The organism is Providencia sp. PROV150, assembly GCF_028481025.1.
In the GTDB taxonomy this organism is placed as follows: Bacteria; Pseudomonadota; Gammaproteobacteria; order Enterobacterales; family Enterobacteriaceae; genus Providencia; species Providencia hangzhouensis.
This window is the reverse complement of record NZ_JAMPPJ010000001.1, coordinates 215,950-234,175: the sequence shown is the minus strand read 5'-3', so window position 1 is coordinate 234,175 and position 18,226 is coordinate 215,950. Positions and strand designations below refer to the sequence as shown.

Genomic DNA, 18,226 nt, shown 5'->3' with positions numbered 1-18,226 from the left:
TATCACAGTGCATCAACCAACTATTTCCAATGAATCCTTAACCTTTTCAATCCTGTTAGTCCTCGTGGCTATTTTTATTAGCCATAAAGAAAAACTATCCCTTGAAAAAGATATTATCTGGAGTACTTGCCGAGCGATTATTCAACTATTGATCGCTGGCTACATTCTAAAATATATTTTTAATGTTGATCACGAATTGCTCACGATTGCATTGGTAATGTTTATTTGTGTCAATGCTGCGTGGAACGCTAAGAAAAGAAGCAAATATATTGATAAAATTTATGTTACTGCATTAATTGCCATTACCTCTGGCACATTTCTTACATTGTTAATTCTGATATTAACCAATGCCATCGCATTTACGCCTATGCAGGTAATTCCTATTACTGGAATGATTGCGGGTAACGCCATGATTGCGGTAGGGTTATGCTTTAATAACCTTGGTCAACGGTTTTCAAGCCAGCAACAACAAATTCAAGAAATGCTTAGTTTAGGGGCAACGCCCAAAGTTGCTTCCACTGCTATTATTCGTGACAGTATCCGAGCATCATTGATCCCAACGGTAGATTCTGCCAAAACAGTGGGAATTGTCAGCTTACCGGGCATGATGTCTGGGTTGATTTTCGCTGGAGTTGACCCATTACAAGCTGTTAAATACCAGATTATGGTGACTTTTATGTTGTTAGGTACAGCAAGCCTTTCAACCATACTGGCTGGGTATATGACCTATACAAAATTCTATAACCAACGCCACCAATTATTGGTTACAACTCTGAATAAACAATAACCTTCCGCCGCTTATTGGTCATCAACGATAAGTGGCACTTTCTTAATATCACTCTTTAACCACCCCCACAGGTAACACTTCAATTAATTGTGCTTTGCTATTTTCATTATCTATCAACTTAAAAATATGATTTAACATCGTTGGCACATCCTGTTTAACCATTTCGATGTCATTACCTAAAAGTGCAACAAAAGGATCCCAGTCAAAACAGCCTAAGTGGGGTTGCTGTGAGCCGATATAGCCCTGTTTACCTAACCAATCAATAACCCCTTCTAATGAAATAGTTGAATTAATAAACAAACCGCATTTCACTATTTTCTGTGGATCATCATTATTCTGTTCAAAAAACTGTGAGAGTGCTCTTTCAGCTTTTTCGGGGGCATAACCACAAGCCAAAATATTTTCTTGTGGAACCGTGATACCTTTTTCATTATGCGCATCAATAAACCCACGAATACGTTCACGTGTATTGTGGTCATGCTCACGACCACCAATAAAAATTAAGGCTTCATTTATTGATGTTTGAGACTTATTTTTGCTTAAAATACGTTGGGTTAAATTTTTTGCGCCAAGATAGTTATTTGAAATAACCGAAGGCGCCAACGAGCCCGGTAAGTCTAAATTTAAGGTCGAAACCCCCGAAGCTTGGCAAATTTCAGTAATTTTATCTGGGTTCGTTGCCCCTGTTGAAATCAACCAATCAACCTGATAAGAAATCATTGCGCGTGCAGCTTCTATTTCTAACTTTGGGTCACGCCGCGTACAAGTAATAATAGGAAACAGCCCCCTTTCACGCGCCATTTCTTCAAAATGCTCGACAATCGAACCAAAATAGCGGTTGTCATACTTCGGAACCAACATACCAATTATTTTGGATTTATTACTGCGCAATAAGCTGGCTTGCTTGTTAACTGCATAATTTTGTTCTTCGGCGATGCGGATCACTTTTTCCGCAAGTTGTGCGCTAATTCGCCTTTTTTGCCAATTACCGTTGAGTATTGCACTCACTGCACTCGCTGAAACCCCAGCTAATTCGGCAAGGTCATAGATCGTTGTTTTCTTATTTTGTCTGATCTTTGTCACAGATTCTTATCTCCATTTTTTACTAGCTTGACACCAAAGTCGAAAAGTCGCAATACTGCTACATCGATTGAGCAAAATTGAAATTGATGATGCATGAGTTGATAAACTGCAAAATAAATACTATCAATCCATCGCATGTAGCCACCTATCCATTGTTGTGACTCATTGCTGTTTCATTAATTTCAGACGCTTTTCATTCTTACATTTCGCTAAAATATCCGATTGGAGTAAATTATGGCTATTTCTATTGAGAACAAAGTCGCAGCAATTACCGGAGCTGCCTCAGGTATCGGGCTTGAATGCGCACGTACACTGATCAAGGCGGGTGCAAAAGTCGTTCTAATTGACCGTGCTGAAGAGCGATTAAACCAACTTGTTGAGGAACTAGGTGAAAATGCGATTCCATTAGTAGTCGATTTAATGAAGCCAGAACAAGTTGATGGAATGCTAGATGCCATCTTACAAAAAGCAGGCGGCTTAGATATTTTCCATGCTAATGCCGGTGCTTATATTGGCGGCCCTGTTGCTGAGGGTGACCCAGATGTATGGGATAAAGTTTTAAACTTAAACATTAATGCGGCCTTCCGTTGTGTTCGCGCAGTGCTACCTCATTTTATTGCCCAAAAATCAGGTGATGTATTATTCACCAGCTCAATTGCAGGTGTAGTCCCAGTGATCTGGGAGCCAATTTACACCGCATCAAAATTTGCTGTCCAAGCCTTCGTCCATTCAACTCGCCGCCAAGTTTCTGAACATGGTATCCGTGTTGGTGCGGTATTACCTGGCCCTGTAGTGACAGCCTTACTCGATGATTGGCCGAAAGAAAAAATGGAAGAAGCTCTGGCAAATGGTAGCTTAATGCAACCGATTGAAGTCGCTGAAGCCGTATTATTTATGCTAACTCGCCCACGCAATGTCACTATTCGTGACCTTGTTATTGTGCCAAACAGTGTTGATCTCTAACTTGTCACCTCGCAATTCATTGCAGTTAGCACCTTGGAGGGAAAATGAATAATTCACATGCACGATTAAAAGATAACGATAAAGTCGTTATTGGTATCGATGTTGGCACAGGCAGTGCACGCGCCGGGGTCTTTGATATGTCCGGCAATATGTTAGCATCTGCCAAACGCGATATTACGCTCTTCCGTGATAACGCCAATTTCGCTGAGCAATCAAGTAACGAAATTTGGGAAGCGGTTTGTTATTGTGTCAAGCAAGCGATAGCATCATCAACAGTAAAACCACAACAAGTTGCAGGTATTGGCTTTGATGCAACCTGCTCACTGGTTGTCATTGGTTCAGATAAACATCCTATTACGGTTAGCCCATCGAATGACCCTGAGCGCAATATTATTGTTTGGATGGATCACCGTGCAACAGAACAAGCTGAGCGCATTAATCAATTAAAGCACCCTGTTCTAAACTATGTTGGCGGTAAGATTTCGCCCGAAATGGAAACGCCTAAGATTTTATGGCTAAAAGAAAATTTACGTCAATCCTATGATAACGCATGGCAATTTTTTGATTTAGCCGATTTTTTAACTTGGAAATCAACTAACTCCTTAGCTCGCTCAACTTGCACAGTCACCTGTAAGTGGACATATCTTGCCCATGAAAAACGTTGGGATGCAGGCTACTTTCAACAGATTGGTCTATCTGAACTTGCCGATGAAAACTTCGCACGTATTGGTCAGCTTATTGTAGAACCAGGAACGCCTTGTGGTGAAGGCTTAACGGAAACCGCAGCCCAACAAATGGGATTACTAGCAGGGACACCTGTCGCTGCAGGCATGATAGATGCTCATGCAGGCGGTATTGGTACCGTTGGCGTAAATGGTGATGCAACCGCTAATATGGCATACGTATTTGGCACATCTTCATGCACGATGACAACGACTAAAGAACCCGTATTTATACCGGGTGTATGGGGTCCGTATTTCAGTGCAATGGTACCGGGCATGTGGCTAAATGAAGGAGGCCAAAGTGCGGCTGGTGCTGCAATTGACCAGTTACTTTCCTTACATCCCGCTTCAGTACAAGCAAAACTTACGGCAAAAGAGCAAGGTAAACCCTTGCCTGTGATGTTAGCGGATTTAGTATTAGAAAAATCATCGTCACCATCACAGTCTGTTGAACTAGCTGAAAAAATACATGTGGTTCCTGAATTTTTAGGGAATCGAGCACCTTTTGCTGACCCTCATGCCAGAGCTGTCATTGCTGGATTAACCATGGATAACAGCATGGAAAATTTACTTTCTTTCTATGTTGCTGGTCTGTGTGGAATTGGCTATGGATTACGACAAATCATTGAAGCACAAGCAAAATCTGGTGCTGCTATTGAAAATATTGTTGTTAGTGGCGGTGCAGGACAGCACCCGTTGATCCGCCAGCTACTTGCTGATGCTTGTGGCGTTCCTGTGATTTCAACACAAGCCAGTGAACCAGTATTGCTAGGTTCTGCTATCCTTGGTGCCGTTGCAGGGAAAGTCTGTGAAGATGTCTCGCAAGCTATGGACCAATTTAGTGCTATCGACTTAACCTACCAAACCAATGAAGCATATAAAAACCGCCATGATACAAGATTCGCCTCTTTCTTGCATTTGCAACAATGTGCTAGAGAATTAAAAGGTTAATCACGTTGATATGACACTCAAGTAATATTTGGACTAAAGAAAGCCGTAAACCGGCTTTCTTTAATAGAATTCGTTTTGCTTATCGAGCTTAATTTAATAGAAAAACCTGCGCTATAGCTCACTTTTAGAAGCAATATCTTGTCCATAACGAATCGACCATTTCCTTTGGTACCAAATCGTAATCTCCCTCGACCATTGGAATAGACAAGGAGACCTTCCCTTGTTTATCACTGTAAGCTTTCACAATGAATTTTTTATAGCCTTCTAGCCTTGCATTCTTAACTCGAAACACTTCGCCACATACATAACCTAAATCCCCTTTATCCGCAGTTTGGCGAATAAAATTATATTTCACATTTTTAAATGAAGCAGATTCTGGATAAGATAAATAGTCTTCAACGCTACTCTTAGCCATTTTCACAAGATCAGGTGTAGGGGTATAGTTCAATGTCACACCTAAGATAAAAGAGCCCCCAGTTAACAATAAAATTGTGAGCAACTTTATGATATTCATATTACTAAGCTCTCATTTATTCAATAACAAGCCAATTGACCAAAATGACCTAATAATTTCGCCCCAAAATATACTTAAGCAGTTATCTTCAGCCAATTGTAAATAAATAATAATTATTTTAATAACAACCAACCTTATCTATATAAGAATACCTTATTAGATAACTTGTTTTTCTAATTATTACCCCAGATAACTGCTACCAACAAAGCGAATAAGTACAATTAGATTGATATGGGCTATTCGTATTTATACTTTATTTTACACACCTAATGAGTAAGTATACCAGTATTAAACTAAGAATATAAATAGTACTCGAAACATTAACTGTTTCAATTTGTATTTTTTTAACTAAAATAGTTTCAATTACCCAAAAACAGAAACAATAATAAGCCTTAACTGTTTATCATAACTTAACAAAAATAAACAAAAATATGTAATAAAACAATTCAATTCAATAATAGTCATGTCTAAATGTTAATTAACCCACTTAATGAGTATTTTCACTCAATATAAGCGTAAAATAGAATTAATTAATAATAAATCCGTTATTTTCAATTAAAATTCATCTAGCTTATTTAGATATTATAAAAACAAAAAATACCTAAAATTCAATTCACTACGAAATAACATATTAATTTGCATCATCTCTTAGCTTAATTTTTAGCATATCGTTAACGAGTATCTTTATTTCAGGCTAAATTAGCAATTTTATAGTACCCGTTAAAATGCAACGCAACCTAATCAATTGATTAATAAAACAAAAATAACAAATAAATTGATTAAAACGACGTTAACCATATGATAAAAAATAGTTAAAACCATCAACCCACCTTAAGAAACATAAGAATATTTAACTATATGCATATTGTAATTTACCATTGAATGCCTCTATATCTCTTCTTTTACACAATTTTTGATATATCTGACCAATCAAAATTACAGAATATTCCTAGGATAATTGATGCATTTAACCAATACATAAAATTATCCGGCTAAATTTGACAAAATATTTTTTTTATCTCATGTAGCATTGCTTTCCAAAGAAAAAGGGTTAACCATGACAAATACTCAATTACTATTACTTGCAACTAATAACATCAGAAATAACGTAGATCTAAGCCACACTCAGGAATCTTATGTATACCAGTTTTACTATGCTAACGTCGTAGGTCACTTCGACAGCATTCAAAATTTTCTTACTGTATTTAAACAGCAGACGAGCGCAATATTAGATGCATCACAACAATTAGCAGAACAGCGGCAGCAGATATACTCAACAGTTGAGTATTATTTAGAAATAGCTGAAAAACGCTATATTGAAAGGAAAAAAATACTAGGCAATTAACTTAGCATTACAGTTGGAAAGGCCTACAAACCAAATGAGGCCTTTTATCGAAAATTTCTCTGTAAGTGTTTATTGCTCTTGTAGCTCTAATTCAGCAATTATAGGTAGGTGGTCGCTAACACTTGACCATTGAAACTCTTTACTATCCGTTGGAATTTCCATTTTTTTCACATCCCAAACTTGCCCTTTAAATGTAAAAATATGGTCGATGTCTATGGCTGGGTTTACCGCTGGCCAACTACGATAATCAACACCTTTAAACTCAACTGGGTTCCACATATAACGAATTTCTTGGATAGGCTGTTCATTAGCTGTTGAATTGAAATCTCCCGCTAATATTTTTATTGAGGCCGCAATATTATCAAACCCCGTATCTGTATCCCCAATACTCGCATCTAAAATATGGCGCACTTGCCCAATGCGAATGGTTGGATCTTTCTGCCAATCCAGATGTGTTCCCATCACAATAATTGGTGCATCAAAACCTGGCTTTGATATTTGAGATATTAATACAACCCGTTGTTCTGCATCACCAGAAGGTAAATTAATTACTTTAGATTTATCAATTTTATATTTTGATAAAATTCCTACACCGTACTCTCCACCATCAAAATCTAATGCCTTACCAAAAGCAAAATCCATCTTATTGGCTTTAGCTATTTCTTCTAGCTGGTGAACTTTTTTACTACGAGCGGTTTTATTATCAATTTCAGTTAAAACAATCACATCAGCATCTATTTTCGCAATCGCCTTATTTAGCTCATCAAGATTACTGACATCTGGTGACAACTCATTTTTACCAATGTTATACGTTGCGACTTTAATGGTCGGCTTGTTCGAAGTGTAAACTTTATTCGGAGTTCCTCCATCCTGTACTTTCAGAATTTCGGAACCCGACATTGTTGCCATCGCACCACAAGAAACTAGAATTGTGGTGGAAATAACTGTTTTTAGTAATTTCATTGTTTTCCCCTGTTAATGACTAATACAACAGAATAGTGCAAGTATTTAATAAAATTCTCGCGGAGCTAACCCCCGTTAACTTGCAGTTTTCATACATTAACAGAGAATAAAAAAGATATAGTGACCCAGTCTACAATCTTATTTCGAGAGAAAAAAAAACATCTTTTTGACCGTCAAAATAGAGAGCTATCGCACTCCTATTCACTTAAGGATAAGCAATAAATTCAAGAAAACGAGATCAACATACGATAAATTATATTTCACGCACTTTGTCTTGCTTCAAATTTATATGGGAAAACAACCCCTTCTTTACGTTCAACAAAGTCACAATCGACATCTGCAAGCCATTTTTGTAGCCTTTTCGCTGTTTCTCGTGCCATTTTACTGTAATCAATTCGCACAGATGTCAGTGACGGATGGATATGATCACAATTTGAAGTACCTTCAACACAAGCAATTGCTAACATTTTTGGTATCTGAATTAAACGTCTTTGGCACTCAAAAATGACACCAAGTGCAATCATTTCATGACTGCAAATCACAGCTTCAAGCTCAGGTTGGCGGGTCAACATCTCACTAATTGCCTGACGACCAAAATCCATCGTTGCGACATACGGAGTTGTAATACTTTGATCTGCACTTTGGTTATACGCCAGCATCGCTCGGTTCCAGCCACTTAATTGCTGACTTTGCATTTTACTGTCCATTTGAGCACCAATATAACCTATCTTCTTATACCCTTTTTGTAACATATAGTTGGTTAAAAAATTAACCGCATCTCCAACGTTACTTTTTATGTTCAACGTGACTGGATGATTAGATTCCCCCGCAACACTGACTACAGGGATATCTAAATTCTTCAAATAATTTGAAACGCTTTCTGAGTTTATCGCCCCAAAAACAATCAAAGCTGCGGGGTTACTCTGCAATAATGTCGATAAAACCTCAGACTCTTTTTTTTGCTGGTAATCATGGCTACCAATAACAACTTGATAACTATTTTTGTTCAGTGCTTCTTGTAAAGATTGCAGAAAAACTGAACTGGCATTATCACGCAAAGACGGAATTAAAACAGCAACGGTACGGCTTTGGCCTGACGCTAAAATACCTGCCGCGGAATTAGGTATATAACCAAGTTCTTCAACAGCAGCATTAATTTTTTCACGTAACTTATCAGACACTAATTCGGGTGTACGCAAAGCCCTAGATACCGTCATGGACCCAACGCCTGCGAATTTTGCGACGTCCTGCAACGTGACTCGCCCTGTATTTTTTCTTTTTCGTATTTTTTGCATGTAATACTTTTACTTAGCCTAAACTGATTATTAACCCTAAGGTTATTGATCTTTGATGGTCAATTTTCATTCGAATCAAGCATGTTTTTTGCTTTTTCTCATGTTCTAGATTAAATGCGCTAAAAATAGCCAATATGGTTCTATTAAATCTAAAGAAACAGTCAATATCACCAGTCCTAGTTAACTTACCACAGGTTGAATTTGTTAATCAGCAGAGAAGTGTGTTCATTTCATATTTGCTCGCTATATTTTTTTAAAATGATAGCGCTATCACGAAAATGAAAGATTCAACTAGATAGCGCTACCATAGAACACTACTATTCATTCAACCATTACAAAGATAATAATTTCACTCTACCAGGAGCAACCCGATGCTAACGACATTACTGACCCCTAACGTCATTCAAGTCGTCGACAGTGCCAATAATTGGCAAGAAGCGATAAAAATCGCCTGTAATCCATTAATTAATAATAAGTTCATCGAGCCAAGATATATTGATGCAATAATTCAATCACACGAAAAAATCGGCCCTTACTATGTATTAGGCCCAGGTATTGCCATGCCGCATGCACGTCCAGAAGACGGAGTAAACCAATTATCTCTTGGGTTAACCGTTATCAAACAAGGTGTTGAATTTGGCTCCGATGGCAATGACCCAATCAAATTGTTAATTGTACTGGCAGCAACTGATAGCAATAGCCATATTGGTGCTATCGCGAAACTCGCAGAACTATTTGATAATCAAGACGATGTAGATAACATCATGCAATCAGAAAACGTAGATGACATTCTAAAAATCATCGCTAAATACGAATAAGCTAAATATTAAGGTAAACATTATGAAAATTACTGTTGTTTGTGGAAATGGTTTAGGTACTAGTTTGATGATGGAAATGAGCATCAAAAATATCTTAAAAGATTTGCAAGTTAATGCAGATGTTGACCATGTTGATCTAGGCTCAGCAAAAGGCACTGTGAGTGATATCTTTGTTGGTACAAGCGATATTGCTGAACAATTAGTCGCTCAACAAGTTGGTGGCGAAATCGTTGCTCTCGAAAATATGATTGATAAAGTTGCAATGAAAGAACGTCTCACCATTGCTTTACAAAAACTCGGCGCGATGTAAGCGGAGGCACTATGTCATTTTTTCGTTTTCTGATGCAGGATGTTTTATCTGAACCAGCCATTCTTGTTGGTCTAATCGCACTTATTGGTTTGATCGCGCAGAAAAAACCCGTCACTGAATGCATTAAAGGCACCATTAAAACCATAATGGGTTTTGTGATCTTAGGCGCTGGTGCTGGCTTAGTTGTCAGCTCTTTAGGTGATTTTTCCGCTATTTTCCAACATGCTTTTGGTATTAATGGTGTGGTACCAAATAACGAAGCTATTGTTTCTATTGCACAAAAAAGCTTCGGTCGTGAAATGGCAATGATTATGTTCTTTGCGATGCTAATCAATATCTTGATTGCTCGCTTAACACCATGGAAATTTATATTCCTTACTGGGCACCATACGTTATTCATGTCCATGATGATAGCAGTTATCTTAGCTACCGCTGGAATGGAAGGAACTCTATTAGTCACTGTTGGCTCACTGATTGTTGGCTTTTGTATGGTATTTTTCCCAGCAATTGCCCACCCTTACATGAAAAAAGTGACAGGCTCAGATGATGTTGCGATTGGGCATTTTTCAACGATTTCTTATGTCCTAGCTGGGTTCATTGGAAGCAAATTCGGTAATAAAGAACATTCAACAGAAGACATGAATGTCCCGAAAAGCTTACTATTTTTAAGAGATACACCTGTCGCTATCTCTTTCACCATGTTCATTATTTTTATCATTACATGCTTATTCGCAGGCGGTGATTTCGTTCGCGAAGTCAGTGGTGGTAAGAATTGGTTCATGTTCTCATTAATGCAATCCATTACATTTGCTGCAGGCGTATACATTATTCTGCAAGGTGTACGTATGGTTATTGCAGAAATCGTCCCTGCGTTTAAAGGTATCTCAGACAAATTAGTCCCTAATGCGAAGCCTGCTTTAGACTGCCCAGTGGTATTCCCATATGCACCAAACGCCGTATTAGTCGGATTTTTAAGTAGTTTCGCTGCCGGTGTTTTGGGAATGTTCGTTCTGTATGCATTAAATATGACGGTCATTATTCCAGGCGTTGTACCGCATTTCTTCGTAGGTGCTGCTGCCGGTGTTTTTGGTAATGCAACAGGCGGTCGTCGTGGAGCTATCTTGGGTGCATTTGCTCAAGGGCTGCTTATTACCTTCCTACCAGTATTCCTATTACCTGTTCTTGGGGATATTGGTATTGCTAATACTACATTCAGTGACGCTGACTTTGGCGCAATCGGAATTTTATTAGGCATTATCGTCCGCTAAAACAGAACTCCCCATGGCAAATTTGCTAGTGGGGAGTTTTTTTACAACGCCCCTACTTTCCCAACCAAGCACCATCCCTAAATAAGAATTCCTGTAATAAAATTAAATCATCAGGTGTTACGTGGATCATACCTTCACCAGGAACATCAATTTCTGCAATCATAAATAGAGCCAACGTGGTTAATGACGGCAATATGAGTATCAACCAATTTTTCCCTTTTGTCCCGCGTATATTGTAACCAATAAGAATATTTGAACAGATAGCAAAAAAGATCAGTAAAAACCAAGTTGCATTTGGAATTTGGTGTCGCCAACTTGCCATCGTTTTTTGTTGAGAAAGATAAAGGTCGCTAAATGCACTGAGTACAGAAGCCACAATAGGGTTTGGTGTTTGACTTGCTTCTTTTACCGCGATTTCCCATAATTGACTCTGCTTTTCCAAAGAAGTCATCCGCCATTGGTTATTTTCGTCACTGATACCTGACTTAAAAAACTCAATCCGAGCTTCCAAGTATTGTTGAATAAGCTGAGAGGCTTTTCCTCTATCATCAGTGCTCAATAACTGTGCTCTCTGATATGCCGTACCAATAGCAATAGCTTCATTTTCTTCTGTTTGCTGACGGTTGTTATAGCCATTAATCGAAATTGATAAAACAAACCCTATCAATAAACCCAATAAAGATAAAATCGCCCCTAAAATAATTTTAGCTTCATCATCCGTCGCTTCTTCGTGGGCTGATTTACGCTTAAAAATATATTTACCAACGTAGGCAGAAATAACTAACAAGATAAATGTGATAACAAATAAAAGAATGGAATCGATTGGAGAATCATTGATCAACTCAGAAATATTAAACATCGTATAAACTCATGAAATTTATTTCCTGATGATATAACACAACTGCAATACAATTATCTAGACAGTACTATTTTTTTGCTAAATTTCAGATAATAACAACAATCAGGCATCATAATACGACATCCAATTAGCTAACAATAAAGCACACCCCCCCTAATACAGAATTCACTCACTATATTTACCTTAAGTTGATTATCAAAATATATTTTCATTACATTTTTTCGAAATAACCCCTAATTTTCATGATTAAATCAGGTGAGTTCTCATCCAATATATCAATATGGTGCCGTTTAAATAGTGCAGCACAGACCCCCATACCGACTTTTAAAGTGCCATCAAACTGACCATTATAGATATGCTGACTACCGCACGAGGGGCTATTACTTTTGAGTACAACCAATCTCACATTCATTAATTGAATTTTTTCTAAAGCAATATACGCACCACGAATAAATTCTTGAGTGACATCGATATTATCGCTTCCGACCACACTAGCTCGCCCAGCGAGTACATCATCACCATTTCCCCCCATTATTTCTGCAGATGCTCTCGGTGTTGGTAACCCGCCAAAAACTTCAGGACAAATACTGATGACCAGACCATCCTCATAGAGTTTTTTCAAAGGAGTATATAATTGATGCTTCCCATCATACCTTACACAATACCCTAACAAACAAGCGCTTACTGCAATCATAACTAATCCTATTAATAGACCTGACTTTTTAAGGTATTTTTCATGGTTATATTAGACAATAAGTTTACAAAATACTTCGCGCTAATAGTGCTCGTAGAACAAATAAAAACGCTTACAGCTTCATAGATCTGTAACTTGTGGCTGTTTACACCCATAACGCGGACTAAACTTATCTTAGTTTATTGACAATTAAAACGGAGACCTGTATTGTCCTTGTTTATAAATAGATGCTTAGGAAATTTAAATAAATGGCACACATTACTGTCAGTGTTGAATATGGTATCCATTGTCTACTTTGGTTTGTTGATAATCCCGAACGCTCTCTTAGCAGTAGAGAACTTGCAGAGCTACAAGGCATCTCTCCAAGTTTTCTAGCAAAAATTTTACCTCGGTTAGAAAAAGCAGGGATCGTGAGTTCGAATGAGGGAATTAGAGGTGGATATCGATTAGCATTACCCCCTGAAAAAATCACATTTCTATCTATAATTGATGCTATAGAAGGTTATAAACCGCTTTTCGAGTGCCAGGAAATACGACGCCGCTGTGCTGTTTTCGAAGAAAATGGTCTACCACAATGGGCCATTTCAGGTACCTGCTCCGTACATAAAGTCATTCTTCAAGCCGAAAATGCCATGAGAGATGTATTAGCTAACCAAACCCTCGCTGATGTGGCGCAGCGTCTATGTCAAATCGCCCCTAATAGTTTTTATAGAGATGTAAACTCATGGATGGATCAAAAAATTGAAGCTAGAACAGTGCGTTCGAGCAAAGGAGGTCGAGGTAAAACATAACATATAATCCGATAACCATAAATTATATCGTTTGTACCTAATTTTAATAACATCCTCACTGGTGCGGTTTTTTATTATTTAAAATTTGCAACTGAGCATTTAAAGTTAAACTCCAAAGGAATTCAATAATGACAGCTAAAATTGTTATTGCAGGATCTGGTTTTGCTGGCTTCTGGGCAGCTATTTCAGCAATGCGGGTAATTTCACAAGAAAATAAAGAAAATAGCATCAAAGTTATTTTAATTTCACCAAGACCGAATCTCACTATACGGCCGCGTTTATATGAAGCAAAGCTGGATAATATATCCCCTGATATTTCAAAGCAGCTAGCTGCCGTCGGTGTTGAATATATTGCAGGTGAAATCCAGAATATCGATACAGATGCAAAGTTATTAACCGTTAATCTAGCTAATGGCAACCAAACTACGTTAGTCTATGAGCGCTTTATTCTGGCAACTGGTAGCCAATTAAATGTACCTCCCGTTCCTGGATTTGATAGGTATGGCTTTGATGTTGATTCATTAGAAACTGCACATCGTCTTGAAACACATTTACAAGCACTAAAGAACAAACCGGAAACTTTAGCTAGAAGCACCGTTGTTGTTGTCGGTGGAGGATTAACAGGCTTAGAAAGTGCTGCTGAAATGCCAGCCCGACTAAAAGCAATTCTTGGTGAAACAACAGAGGGCCGAGTATTTATAATTGACTCAGAATCCACTGTGGGAGCAGGAATGGGAGCCGAAATTTCACCTGTAATTCAACAAGCTCTAACTGAATGCGGCGTTGAATTGCGCGCGGGATTACGAGTCGAAGCACTAAGCCATGATGGAGTTACTCTGTCAAACGGTGAGTACATCGAATCAAATACTGTCGTATTAGCGACAGGAGTAAAAGCAAGTTCTCTAACGGAACAGATTCGCGGTGAACGTGACGCTAGTAATAGGATTATCTCGGATAATTATTTACACGCACAAGCTGTCTCAAATGTTTTCGTCGCAGGAGATACTGTCAAAGCACCCACAGATGAACAAGGAAATCATAATTTAATGACTTGCCAACATGCCCTAAGTTTAGGCCGTGTTGCAGGGCATAATGCAGCCGCTGAACTGTTAGGGCTTCCTCTTCATCCTTACAGTCAGCCTAAATATGTAACCTGCCTTGATTTAGGGGCTTGGGGGGCTCTTTATACCGAAGGTTGGCAGAGAGAAATACATTATATTAAAAAGGAAGGGAAAAAAATAAAACAAGAAATAAATACTAAGTGGATATACCCGCCTGAATTAGAAAAAAATGAGCTATTTGCTATCGCCGCTCCAGATTATGTCATCGTTCCTTGAGGTAAAATTTAGATTTAATATATTCAAGTAAAATAAATCGGAATAACCGCATAAAAATACAATAAGTATGATTTGTATTGCTTTGTGTCGTTTATTTTTCAATACTGATAAATAACTAAATATTAATAAGGTTTAAATATGTATATTAAAAAAATTATATTTGCTTTTTCATTAATTACTTTTGGGGCAGTATCACAAGCCCAAGTTGTTAATAATAATAACCCTTTAAAATATAGGCATTTTAAAACAGATTACGCTACGATGGTCGAACTAGCGAATAAAGAACGTTTACCTTGGAGAGTCTTCTATGAAAGTCCTAGTGAAGGCGTCAATGCCGAATGGTTTGATGCCGTAAAGCAGGGAGATTTAGACAAAGTAAAACAAATGGTTACTGAGGGGCAAGATATAGAAGCCAAAGACACCGGTAGCTTAGACCAAACGGCTCTGGGATGGGCGGCCTTTATTGGTGATGAAGCAATGGTTGATTATCTTATATCCCAAAATGCTAATCTTTGGGCAACCGATACAGGTGACGTATATAACGTACTAAAATCCGCGGTACTCGGTAATAATGTCAATGTTGTAAAAAAAGTCCATCAGCTAATGAAAGACGAAGTAGACTTGAATAATCAGCAAATTGAAAGTGATGGTGAAACATTAGTCATGATAGCTGCAAGTAATAATAGAATGGAAACGGTTAAATACTTATTATCGCAAGGCGCAGATATTAACCGGAGCACAACGACTGATGATGTAACCATGTTTTCTTATGACCAAAGTGCATTAACTTATGCATGTAAGAATAATCTTCCAGAAATGCAAAAATTCCTTATTGATAATGGAGCTCTAAATCATCGTACTGGTAAACCATCTTGTGATTGATTTATAGAAATATAGGGTAATAACAGAAAATTTTGCGTCAATCATGTAAAAATTATTTTCAGTAGCTCAAGAAAAGTATGTATTGTTAACATTCCTATGCATTTAAGTGAATATTCTAAAAAAGATATTGTATCACTTAGCATAATAAAAAGAGAGTATTGAGCGTACCCTTCCATAAATTGAATGGCCTGATTCCGGTTCAATATCGAAATCAGGCCTTATAACCCGTTGACTAAAAGTGCATAACCTTATGTGGTCACCTCAAGCTTAATAGAACGAGTTTTAACTGTGGTAATTCTTTTAAATTAATATTACTGGCTATTACGCATATCCATAATCATTTTACCATCGTAATCTGCACCAACAACAATATTAGGTACCTCACCTTTATATTTATGAGCTTTAATCTGCTCAATCTCTAACTGTTTCCAATTGATCATTTCACGGGTAATAGTACGTTGTAATATCGCATTCGCTTCAGCTTCTTTCTGAGCAGCATACAATTTTGCATCTGCTTCTTGGCGCATCGCAAATGAACTTGCTTGTGCGTTACGTTCTCTGGCGATGGCTTGTTGTTCAGCAGACTCTCTTTCCGCTTCAGCAATAACAACCTTTTTCTGAGCTAATTCACGCTCTTTTTCTGCCTCTGCTTTTGCTTGGTTGATTTGCTCTTGGCGCATTTTGGTATTAACCACTTGCTCTTGTACAACCTCAGGCAAAGTAATATCTTGGATCATGATTTCTTTTATTGTATAGCCATAAGGGGAAGCATACCCTTGAATAGCATCACGAATAGATTCTTGTAATTTTCTTTGTGTATCTGCAGTATAAAGATCTTGTGCATTAGCAACATCTTTACCAAATTCTAAAATCGTTGAGATCAGCTTTTGGCGTACATATTTATCTAAAGCTTCGCTTTCTGTACCACCATTAATACGTAATACAGGAGCTTTCGCACCGTCAAATTGAAGCATTACCGTAATATCAACAATAGATTTTAATTTATCTTGCGAAGGTACTCTTAGCTCTTTTAGTGATACTCGAATATCTTTTGTTGAGTACGTATCAAATGTTGTAAACGGATTAATTGGAAAATGTAAACCTGCATCATAAGCAACTGGGTCGACTTTTCCTAAAAATGTCCCCACCTTAACCGAGCCATCTTGTACAATAGTATATGAATTGATCCCTACGAGACCAATAACTAGAAGTAATGCAGCACCGACAACCAATTTAATCATTGATTTAAATTGCATGAGTTAATCCCTATCAAATTAATAATTATAATAAAGCGCCTTATTGTCACCACTTATTTTCTAACTACAAGTCTAATAATCCTAAATTTAAAAGCACTAAATCTGCTGTTTCTATCTTGGTAAAAATGAATCGCTGACCCATTACAGATAATTTTGTTATAAACCTAGTTTTATCCTTTTAAATTATTAGTGCTTATTTTCAATCATAAAACACAGGTATGATTATTTATAATCACTCTCTCGATCAGTTTAAACAACATCCATTCCATCAAAAAGCCAAATTATCATTACTTTAAGCCAAATTAGTGATGAAAGTTAGAGTATAGTTTCAATTAATGGTAAATGGAATTATTGCGATCTTGATCACTGTTGTTTTTAATTGATTAAATATAATCATAATGACTAAAATAAATCATGGCGGAGAAAACCATGCAAATAAAAAAATCGATTGAACGTATACCTGGTGGCATGATGGTTGTGCCATTAGTACTCGGTGCCCTAATCAACACCTTTGCTCCTCAAGCCCTCGAAATCGGTGGCTTTACAACATCACTGTTTAAAAATGGTGCCCCTGCTCTTATTGGTGCATTCTTGCTTTGTATGGGTGCAGGAATTAGTTTTAAAGCGGCGCCACAAGCTTTATTACAAGGAGGTACAATTACCTTAACAAAACTAGTCGTTGCGATTGCTCTTGGTCTAGGCGTCGATTATCTCTTTGGAATGGAAGGGATTTTTGGTTTAACTGGTGTTGCAATTATTGCAGCAATGAGCAATTCAAATGGTGGCTTATATGCCGCTTTAGTTGGGGAGTTTGGTAATAAACGAGACGTTGGTGCTATCTCAATTTTATCTCTTAATGATGGGCCTTTCTTTACCATGATTGCGCTAGGCGCAGCTGGTATGGCAAATATCCCTTTAATGGCATTAGTTGCGGTTCTTGTTCCGTTAATTGTTGGCATGATCTTAGGAAATCTAGACCCACATATGCGCGATTTTCTAACAAAAGGTGGGCCAATATTAATTCCTTTCTTCGCTTTTGCACTAGGCGCAGGGATCAACTTAGAAATGCTATTACAAGGTGGACTCGCAGGTATCTTGCTCGGTGTGCTGACTACGTTTGTTGGCGGCTGGTTTAATATTCGAGCAGACCGTCTAGTAGGAGGTTCAGGTATCGCAGGCGCTGCTGCCTCAAGTACCGCAGGAAATGCTGTAGCAACACCACTCGCTATCGCACAAGCCGACCCATCCTTAGAGGCTATTGCGCTTTCTGCGGCTCCTTTGATTGCTGCATCCGTGATCACCACTGCTATTCTAACCCCTATCCTGACCTCTTGGGTTGCTAAACGTCAACAAGCAAGACATCCCCAACAAACTGAAGAGTAAGGAGT

The 18,226-nt window shown here is 37.9% G+C and carries 18 protein-coding genes; 11 read left to right on the top strand and 7 right to left on the bottom strand.

What is annotated here, in order from left to right; all coding sequences use genetic code 11:
• The first annotated feature begins 7 nt into the window (after nt 1-7).
• Nucleotides 8-787, top strand: a complete 780-nt coding sequence (fetB, locus tag PSE83_RS01140; RefSeq protein WP_272660599.1) for an iron efflux ABC transporter permease subunit FetB — start codon at nt 8-10, stop codon at nt 785-787.
• A gap of 48 nt (nt 788-835) precedes the next feature.
• On the opposite strand, the gene PSE83_RS01135 is transcribed toward fetB, so the two are convergent.
• Nucleotides 836-1,870, bottom strand: coding sequence for a LacI family DNA-binding transcriptional regulator (locus PSE83_RS01135; RefSeq protein WP_112307457.1), 1,035 nt, complete (start codon nt 1,868-1,870; stop codon nt 836-838).
• Between the two features lie 234 nt (nt 1,871-2,104).
• Between PSE83_RS01135 and PSE83_RS01130 the strand changes: the two genes are divergently transcribed.
• Nucleotides 2,105-2,833 carry an SDR family oxidoreductase gene (locus PSE83_RS01130; RefSeq protein WP_004263513.1) on the top strand — a complete coding sequence of 243 codons (729 nt, stop codon included), beginning with the start codon at nt 2,105-2,107 and terminating at the stop codon, nt 2,831-2,833.
• 44 nt (nt 2,834-2,877) lie between these two features.
• Nucleotides 2,878-4,506, top strand: coding sequence for an FGGY-family carbohydrate kinase (locus tag PSE83_RS01125; RefSeq protein ID WP_004263510.1), 1,629 nt, complete (start codon nt 2,878-2,880; stop codon nt 4,504-4,506).
• A gap of 124 nt (nt 4,507-4,630) precedes the next feature.
• Here the strand turns inward: PSE83_RS01125 and PSE83_RS01120 are convergent, their stop codons facing one another.
• Complete coding sequence (locus tag PSE83_RS01120; RefSeq protein WP_004263505.1) at nt 4,631-5,020, bottom strand: hypothetical protein; 390 nt, start codon at nt 5,018-5,020, stop codon at nt 4,631-4,633.
• Nucleotides 5,021-6,077: 1,057 nt separating this feature from the next.
• Between PSE83_RS01120 and PSE83_RS01115 the strand changes: the two genes are divergently transcribed.
• The gene (locus PSE83_RS01115; protein WP_140170657.1) at nt 6,078-6,365 is read left to right on the top strand and encodes a hypothetical protein; all 288 of its coding nucleotides are present in this window, start codon (nt 6,078-6,080) and stop codon (nt 6,363-6,365) included.
• Nucleotides 6,366-6,434: 69 nt separating this feature from the next.
• Here the strand turns inward: PSE83_RS01115 and PSE83_RS01110 are convergent, their stop codons facing one another.
• Nucleotides 6,435-7,328 (bottom strand): endonuclease/exonuclease/phosphatase family protein, encoded by an 894-nt coding sequence (locus PSE83_RS01110; RefSeq protein ID WP_094961234.1) that lies wholly within the window; start codon nt 7,326-7,328, stop codon nt 6,435-6,437.
• A 260-nt stretch (nt 7,329-7,588) separates the two neighbouring features.
• Nucleotides 7,589-8,623: a LacI family DNA-binding transcriptional regulator gene (locus PSE83_RS01105; protein WP_004263493.1), complete on the bottom strand. Its 1,035-nt coding sequence runs from the start codon at nt 8,621-8,623 to the stop codon at nt 7,589-7,591.
• 371 nt (nt 8,624-8,994) lie between these two features.
• Here PSE83_RS01105 and PSE83_RS01100 point away from each other — a divergent pair, with 371 nt between their 5' ends.
• From PSE83_RS01100 to PSE83_RS01090, 3 genes are read left to right on the top strand one after another with little or no spacing between them, the layout of a single operon-like run.
• A complete protein-coding gene (locus PSE83_RS01100) occupies nt 8,995-9,441 on the top strand; it encodes a PTS sugar transporter subunit IIA (protein ID WP_004263485.1) in 447 nt (148 codons plus the stop codon).
• A gap of 22 nt (nt 9,442-9,463) precedes the next feature.
• Nucleotides 9,464-9,751, top strand: a complete 288-nt coding sequence (locus tag PSE83_RS01095) for a PTS sugar transporter subunit IIB (protein ID WP_004263481.1) — start codon at nt 9,464-9,466, stop codon at nt 9,749-9,751.
• Between the two features lie 11 nt (nt 9,752-9,762).
• Nucleotides 9,763-11,019 carry a PTS ascorbate transporter subunit IIC gene (locus PSE83_RS01090; protein ID WP_036958647.1) on the top strand — a complete coding sequence of 419 codons (1,257 nt, stop codon included), beginning with the start codon at nt 9,763-9,765 and terminating at the stop codon, nt 11,017-11,019.
• 52 nt (nt 11,020-11,071) lie between these two features.
• Here PSE83_RS01090 and PSE83_RS01085 read toward each other — a convergent pair whose 3' ends face one another.
• Nucleotides 11,072-11,878, bottom strand: coding sequence for a bestrophin-like domain (locus PSE83_RS01085; protein ID WP_004263474.1), 807 nt, complete (start codon nt 11,876-11,878; stop codon nt 11,072-11,074).
• Between the two features lie 211 nt (nt 11,879-12,089).
• On the bottom strand, nt 12,090-12,572 hold the full coding sequence (locus PSE83_RS01080) for a DUF523 domain-containing protein (protein ID WP_004263471.1): 483 nt from the start codon (nt 12,570-12,572) through the stop codon (nt 12,090-12,092).
• Between the two features lie 248 nt (nt 12,573-12,820).
• On the opposite strand from PSE83_RS01080, the gene PSE83_RS01075 reads away from it, so the two are divergent.
• The 3 genes from PSE83_RS01075 (at nt 12,821) to PSE83_RS01065 (ending at nt 15,582) form a co-directional block, all read left to right on the top strand.
• Nucleotides 12,821-13,363 carry an RrF2 family transcriptional regulator gene (locus PSE83_RS01075; RefSeq protein WP_004263467.1) on the top strand — a complete coding sequence of 181 codons (543 nt, stop codon included), beginning with the start codon at nt 12,821-12,823 and terminating at the stop codon, nt 13,361-13,363.
• A gap of 128 nt (nt 13,364-13,491) precedes the next feature.
• Entirely contained in the window at nt 13,492-14,700 is a 1,209-nt protein-coding gene (locus tag PSE83_RS01070) for an NAD(P)/FAD-dependent oxidoreductase (protein ID WP_004263465.1), read from the top strand.
• A gap of 138 nt (nt 14,701-14,838) precedes the next feature.
• Complete coding sequence (locus tag PSE83_RS01065) at nt 14,839-15,582, top strand: ankyrin repeat domain-containing protein (protein WP_004263461.1); 744 nt, start codon at nt 14,839-14,841, stop codon at nt 15,580-15,582.
• A 311-nt stretch (nt 15,583-15,893) separates the two neighbouring features.
• Here the strand turns inward: PSE83_RS01065 and PSE83_RS01060 are convergent, their stop codons facing one another.
• Nucleotides 15,894-16,838 carry an SPFH domain-containing protein gene (locus PSE83_RS01060; protein WP_004263460.1) on the bottom strand — a complete coding sequence of 315 codons (945 nt, stop codon included), beginning with the start codon at nt 16,836-16,838 and terminating at the stop codon, nt 15,894-15,896.
• 429 nt (nt 16,839-17,267) lie between these two features.
• On the opposite strand from PSE83_RS01060, the gene PSE83_RS01055 reads away from it, so the two are divergent.
• Nucleotides 17,268-18,221 (top strand): 2-keto-3-deoxygluconate permease 1, encoded by a 954-nt coding sequence (locus PSE83_RS01055; protein WP_096863928.1) that lies wholly within the window; start codon nt 17,268-17,270, stop codon nt 18,219-18,221.
• Nucleotides 18,222-18,226 lie beyond the last annotated feature (5 nt).

What these genes read in the sequence shown, in the direction of transcription:
- PSE83_RS01130 (WP_004263513.1), top strand. Translation starts at nt 2,105, where the DNA reads ATGGCTATTTCTATTGAGAACAAAGTCGCAGCAATTACCGGAGCTGCC.
- PSE83_RS01125 (WP_004263510.1), top strand. Translation starts at nt 2,878, where the DNA reads ATGAATAATTCACATGCACGATTAAAAGATAACGATAAAGTCGTTATT.
- PSE83_RS01120 (WP_004263505.1), bottom strand. Translation starts at nt 5,020, where the DNA reads ATGAATATCATAAAGTTGCTCACAATTTTATTGTTAACTGGGGGCTCT.
- PSE83_RS01115 (WP_140170657.1), top strand. Translation starts at nt 6,078, where the DNA reads ATGACAAATACTCAATTACTATTACTTGCAACTAATAACATCAGAAAT.
- PSE83_RS01110 (WP_094961234.1), bottom strand. Translation starts at nt 7,328, where the DNA reads ATGAAATTACTAAAAACAGTTATTTCCACCACAATTCTAGTTTCTTGT.
- PSE83_RS01105 (WP_004263493.1), bottom strand. Translation starts at nt 8,623, where the DNA reads ATGCAAAAAATACGAAAAAGAAAAAATACAGGGCGAGTCACGTTGCAG.
- PSE83_RS01100 (WP_004263485.1), top strand. Translation starts at nt 8,995, where the DNA reads ATGCTAACGACATTACTGACCCCTAACGTCATTCAAGTCGTCGACAGT.
- PSE83_RS01095 (WP_004263481.1), top strand. Translation starts at nt 9,464, where the DNA reads ATGAAAATTACTGTTGTTTGTGGAAATGGTTTAGGTACTAGTTTGATG.
- PSE83_RS01090 (WP_036958647.1), top strand. Translation starts at nt 9,763, where the DNA reads ATGTCATTTTTTCGTTTTCTGATGCAGGATGTTTTATCTGAACCAGCC.
- PSE83_RS01085 (WP_004263474.1), bottom strand. Translation starts at nt 11,878, where the DNA reads ATGTTTAATATTTCTGAGTTGATCAATGATTCTCCAATCGATTCCATT.
- PSE83_RS01080 (WP_004263471.1), bottom strand. Translation starts at nt 12,572, where the DNA reads ATGATTGCAGTAAGCGCTTGTTTGTTAGGGTATTGTGTAAGGTATGAT.
- PSE83_RS01075 (WP_004263467.1), top strand. Translation starts at nt 12,821, where the DNA reads ATGGCACACATTACTGTCAGTGTTGAATATGGTATCCATTGTCTACTT.
- PSE83_RS01070 (WP_004263465.1), top strand. Translation starts at nt 13,492, where the DNA reads ATGACAGCTAAAATTGTTATTGCAGGATCTGGTTTTGCTGGCTTCTGG.
- PSE83_RS01065 (WP_004263461.1), top strand. Translation starts at nt 14,839, where the DNA reads ATGTATATTAAAAAAATTATATTTGCTTTTTCATTAATTACTTTTGGG.
- PSE83_RS01060 (WP_004263460.1), bottom strand. Translation starts at nt 16,838, where the DNA reads ATGCAATTTAAATCAATGATTAAATTGGTTGTCGGTGCTGCATTACTT.
- PSE83_RS01055 (WP_096863928.1), top strand. Translation starts at nt 17,268, where the DNA reads ATGCAAATAAAAAAATCGATTGAACGTATACCTGGTGGCATGATGGTT.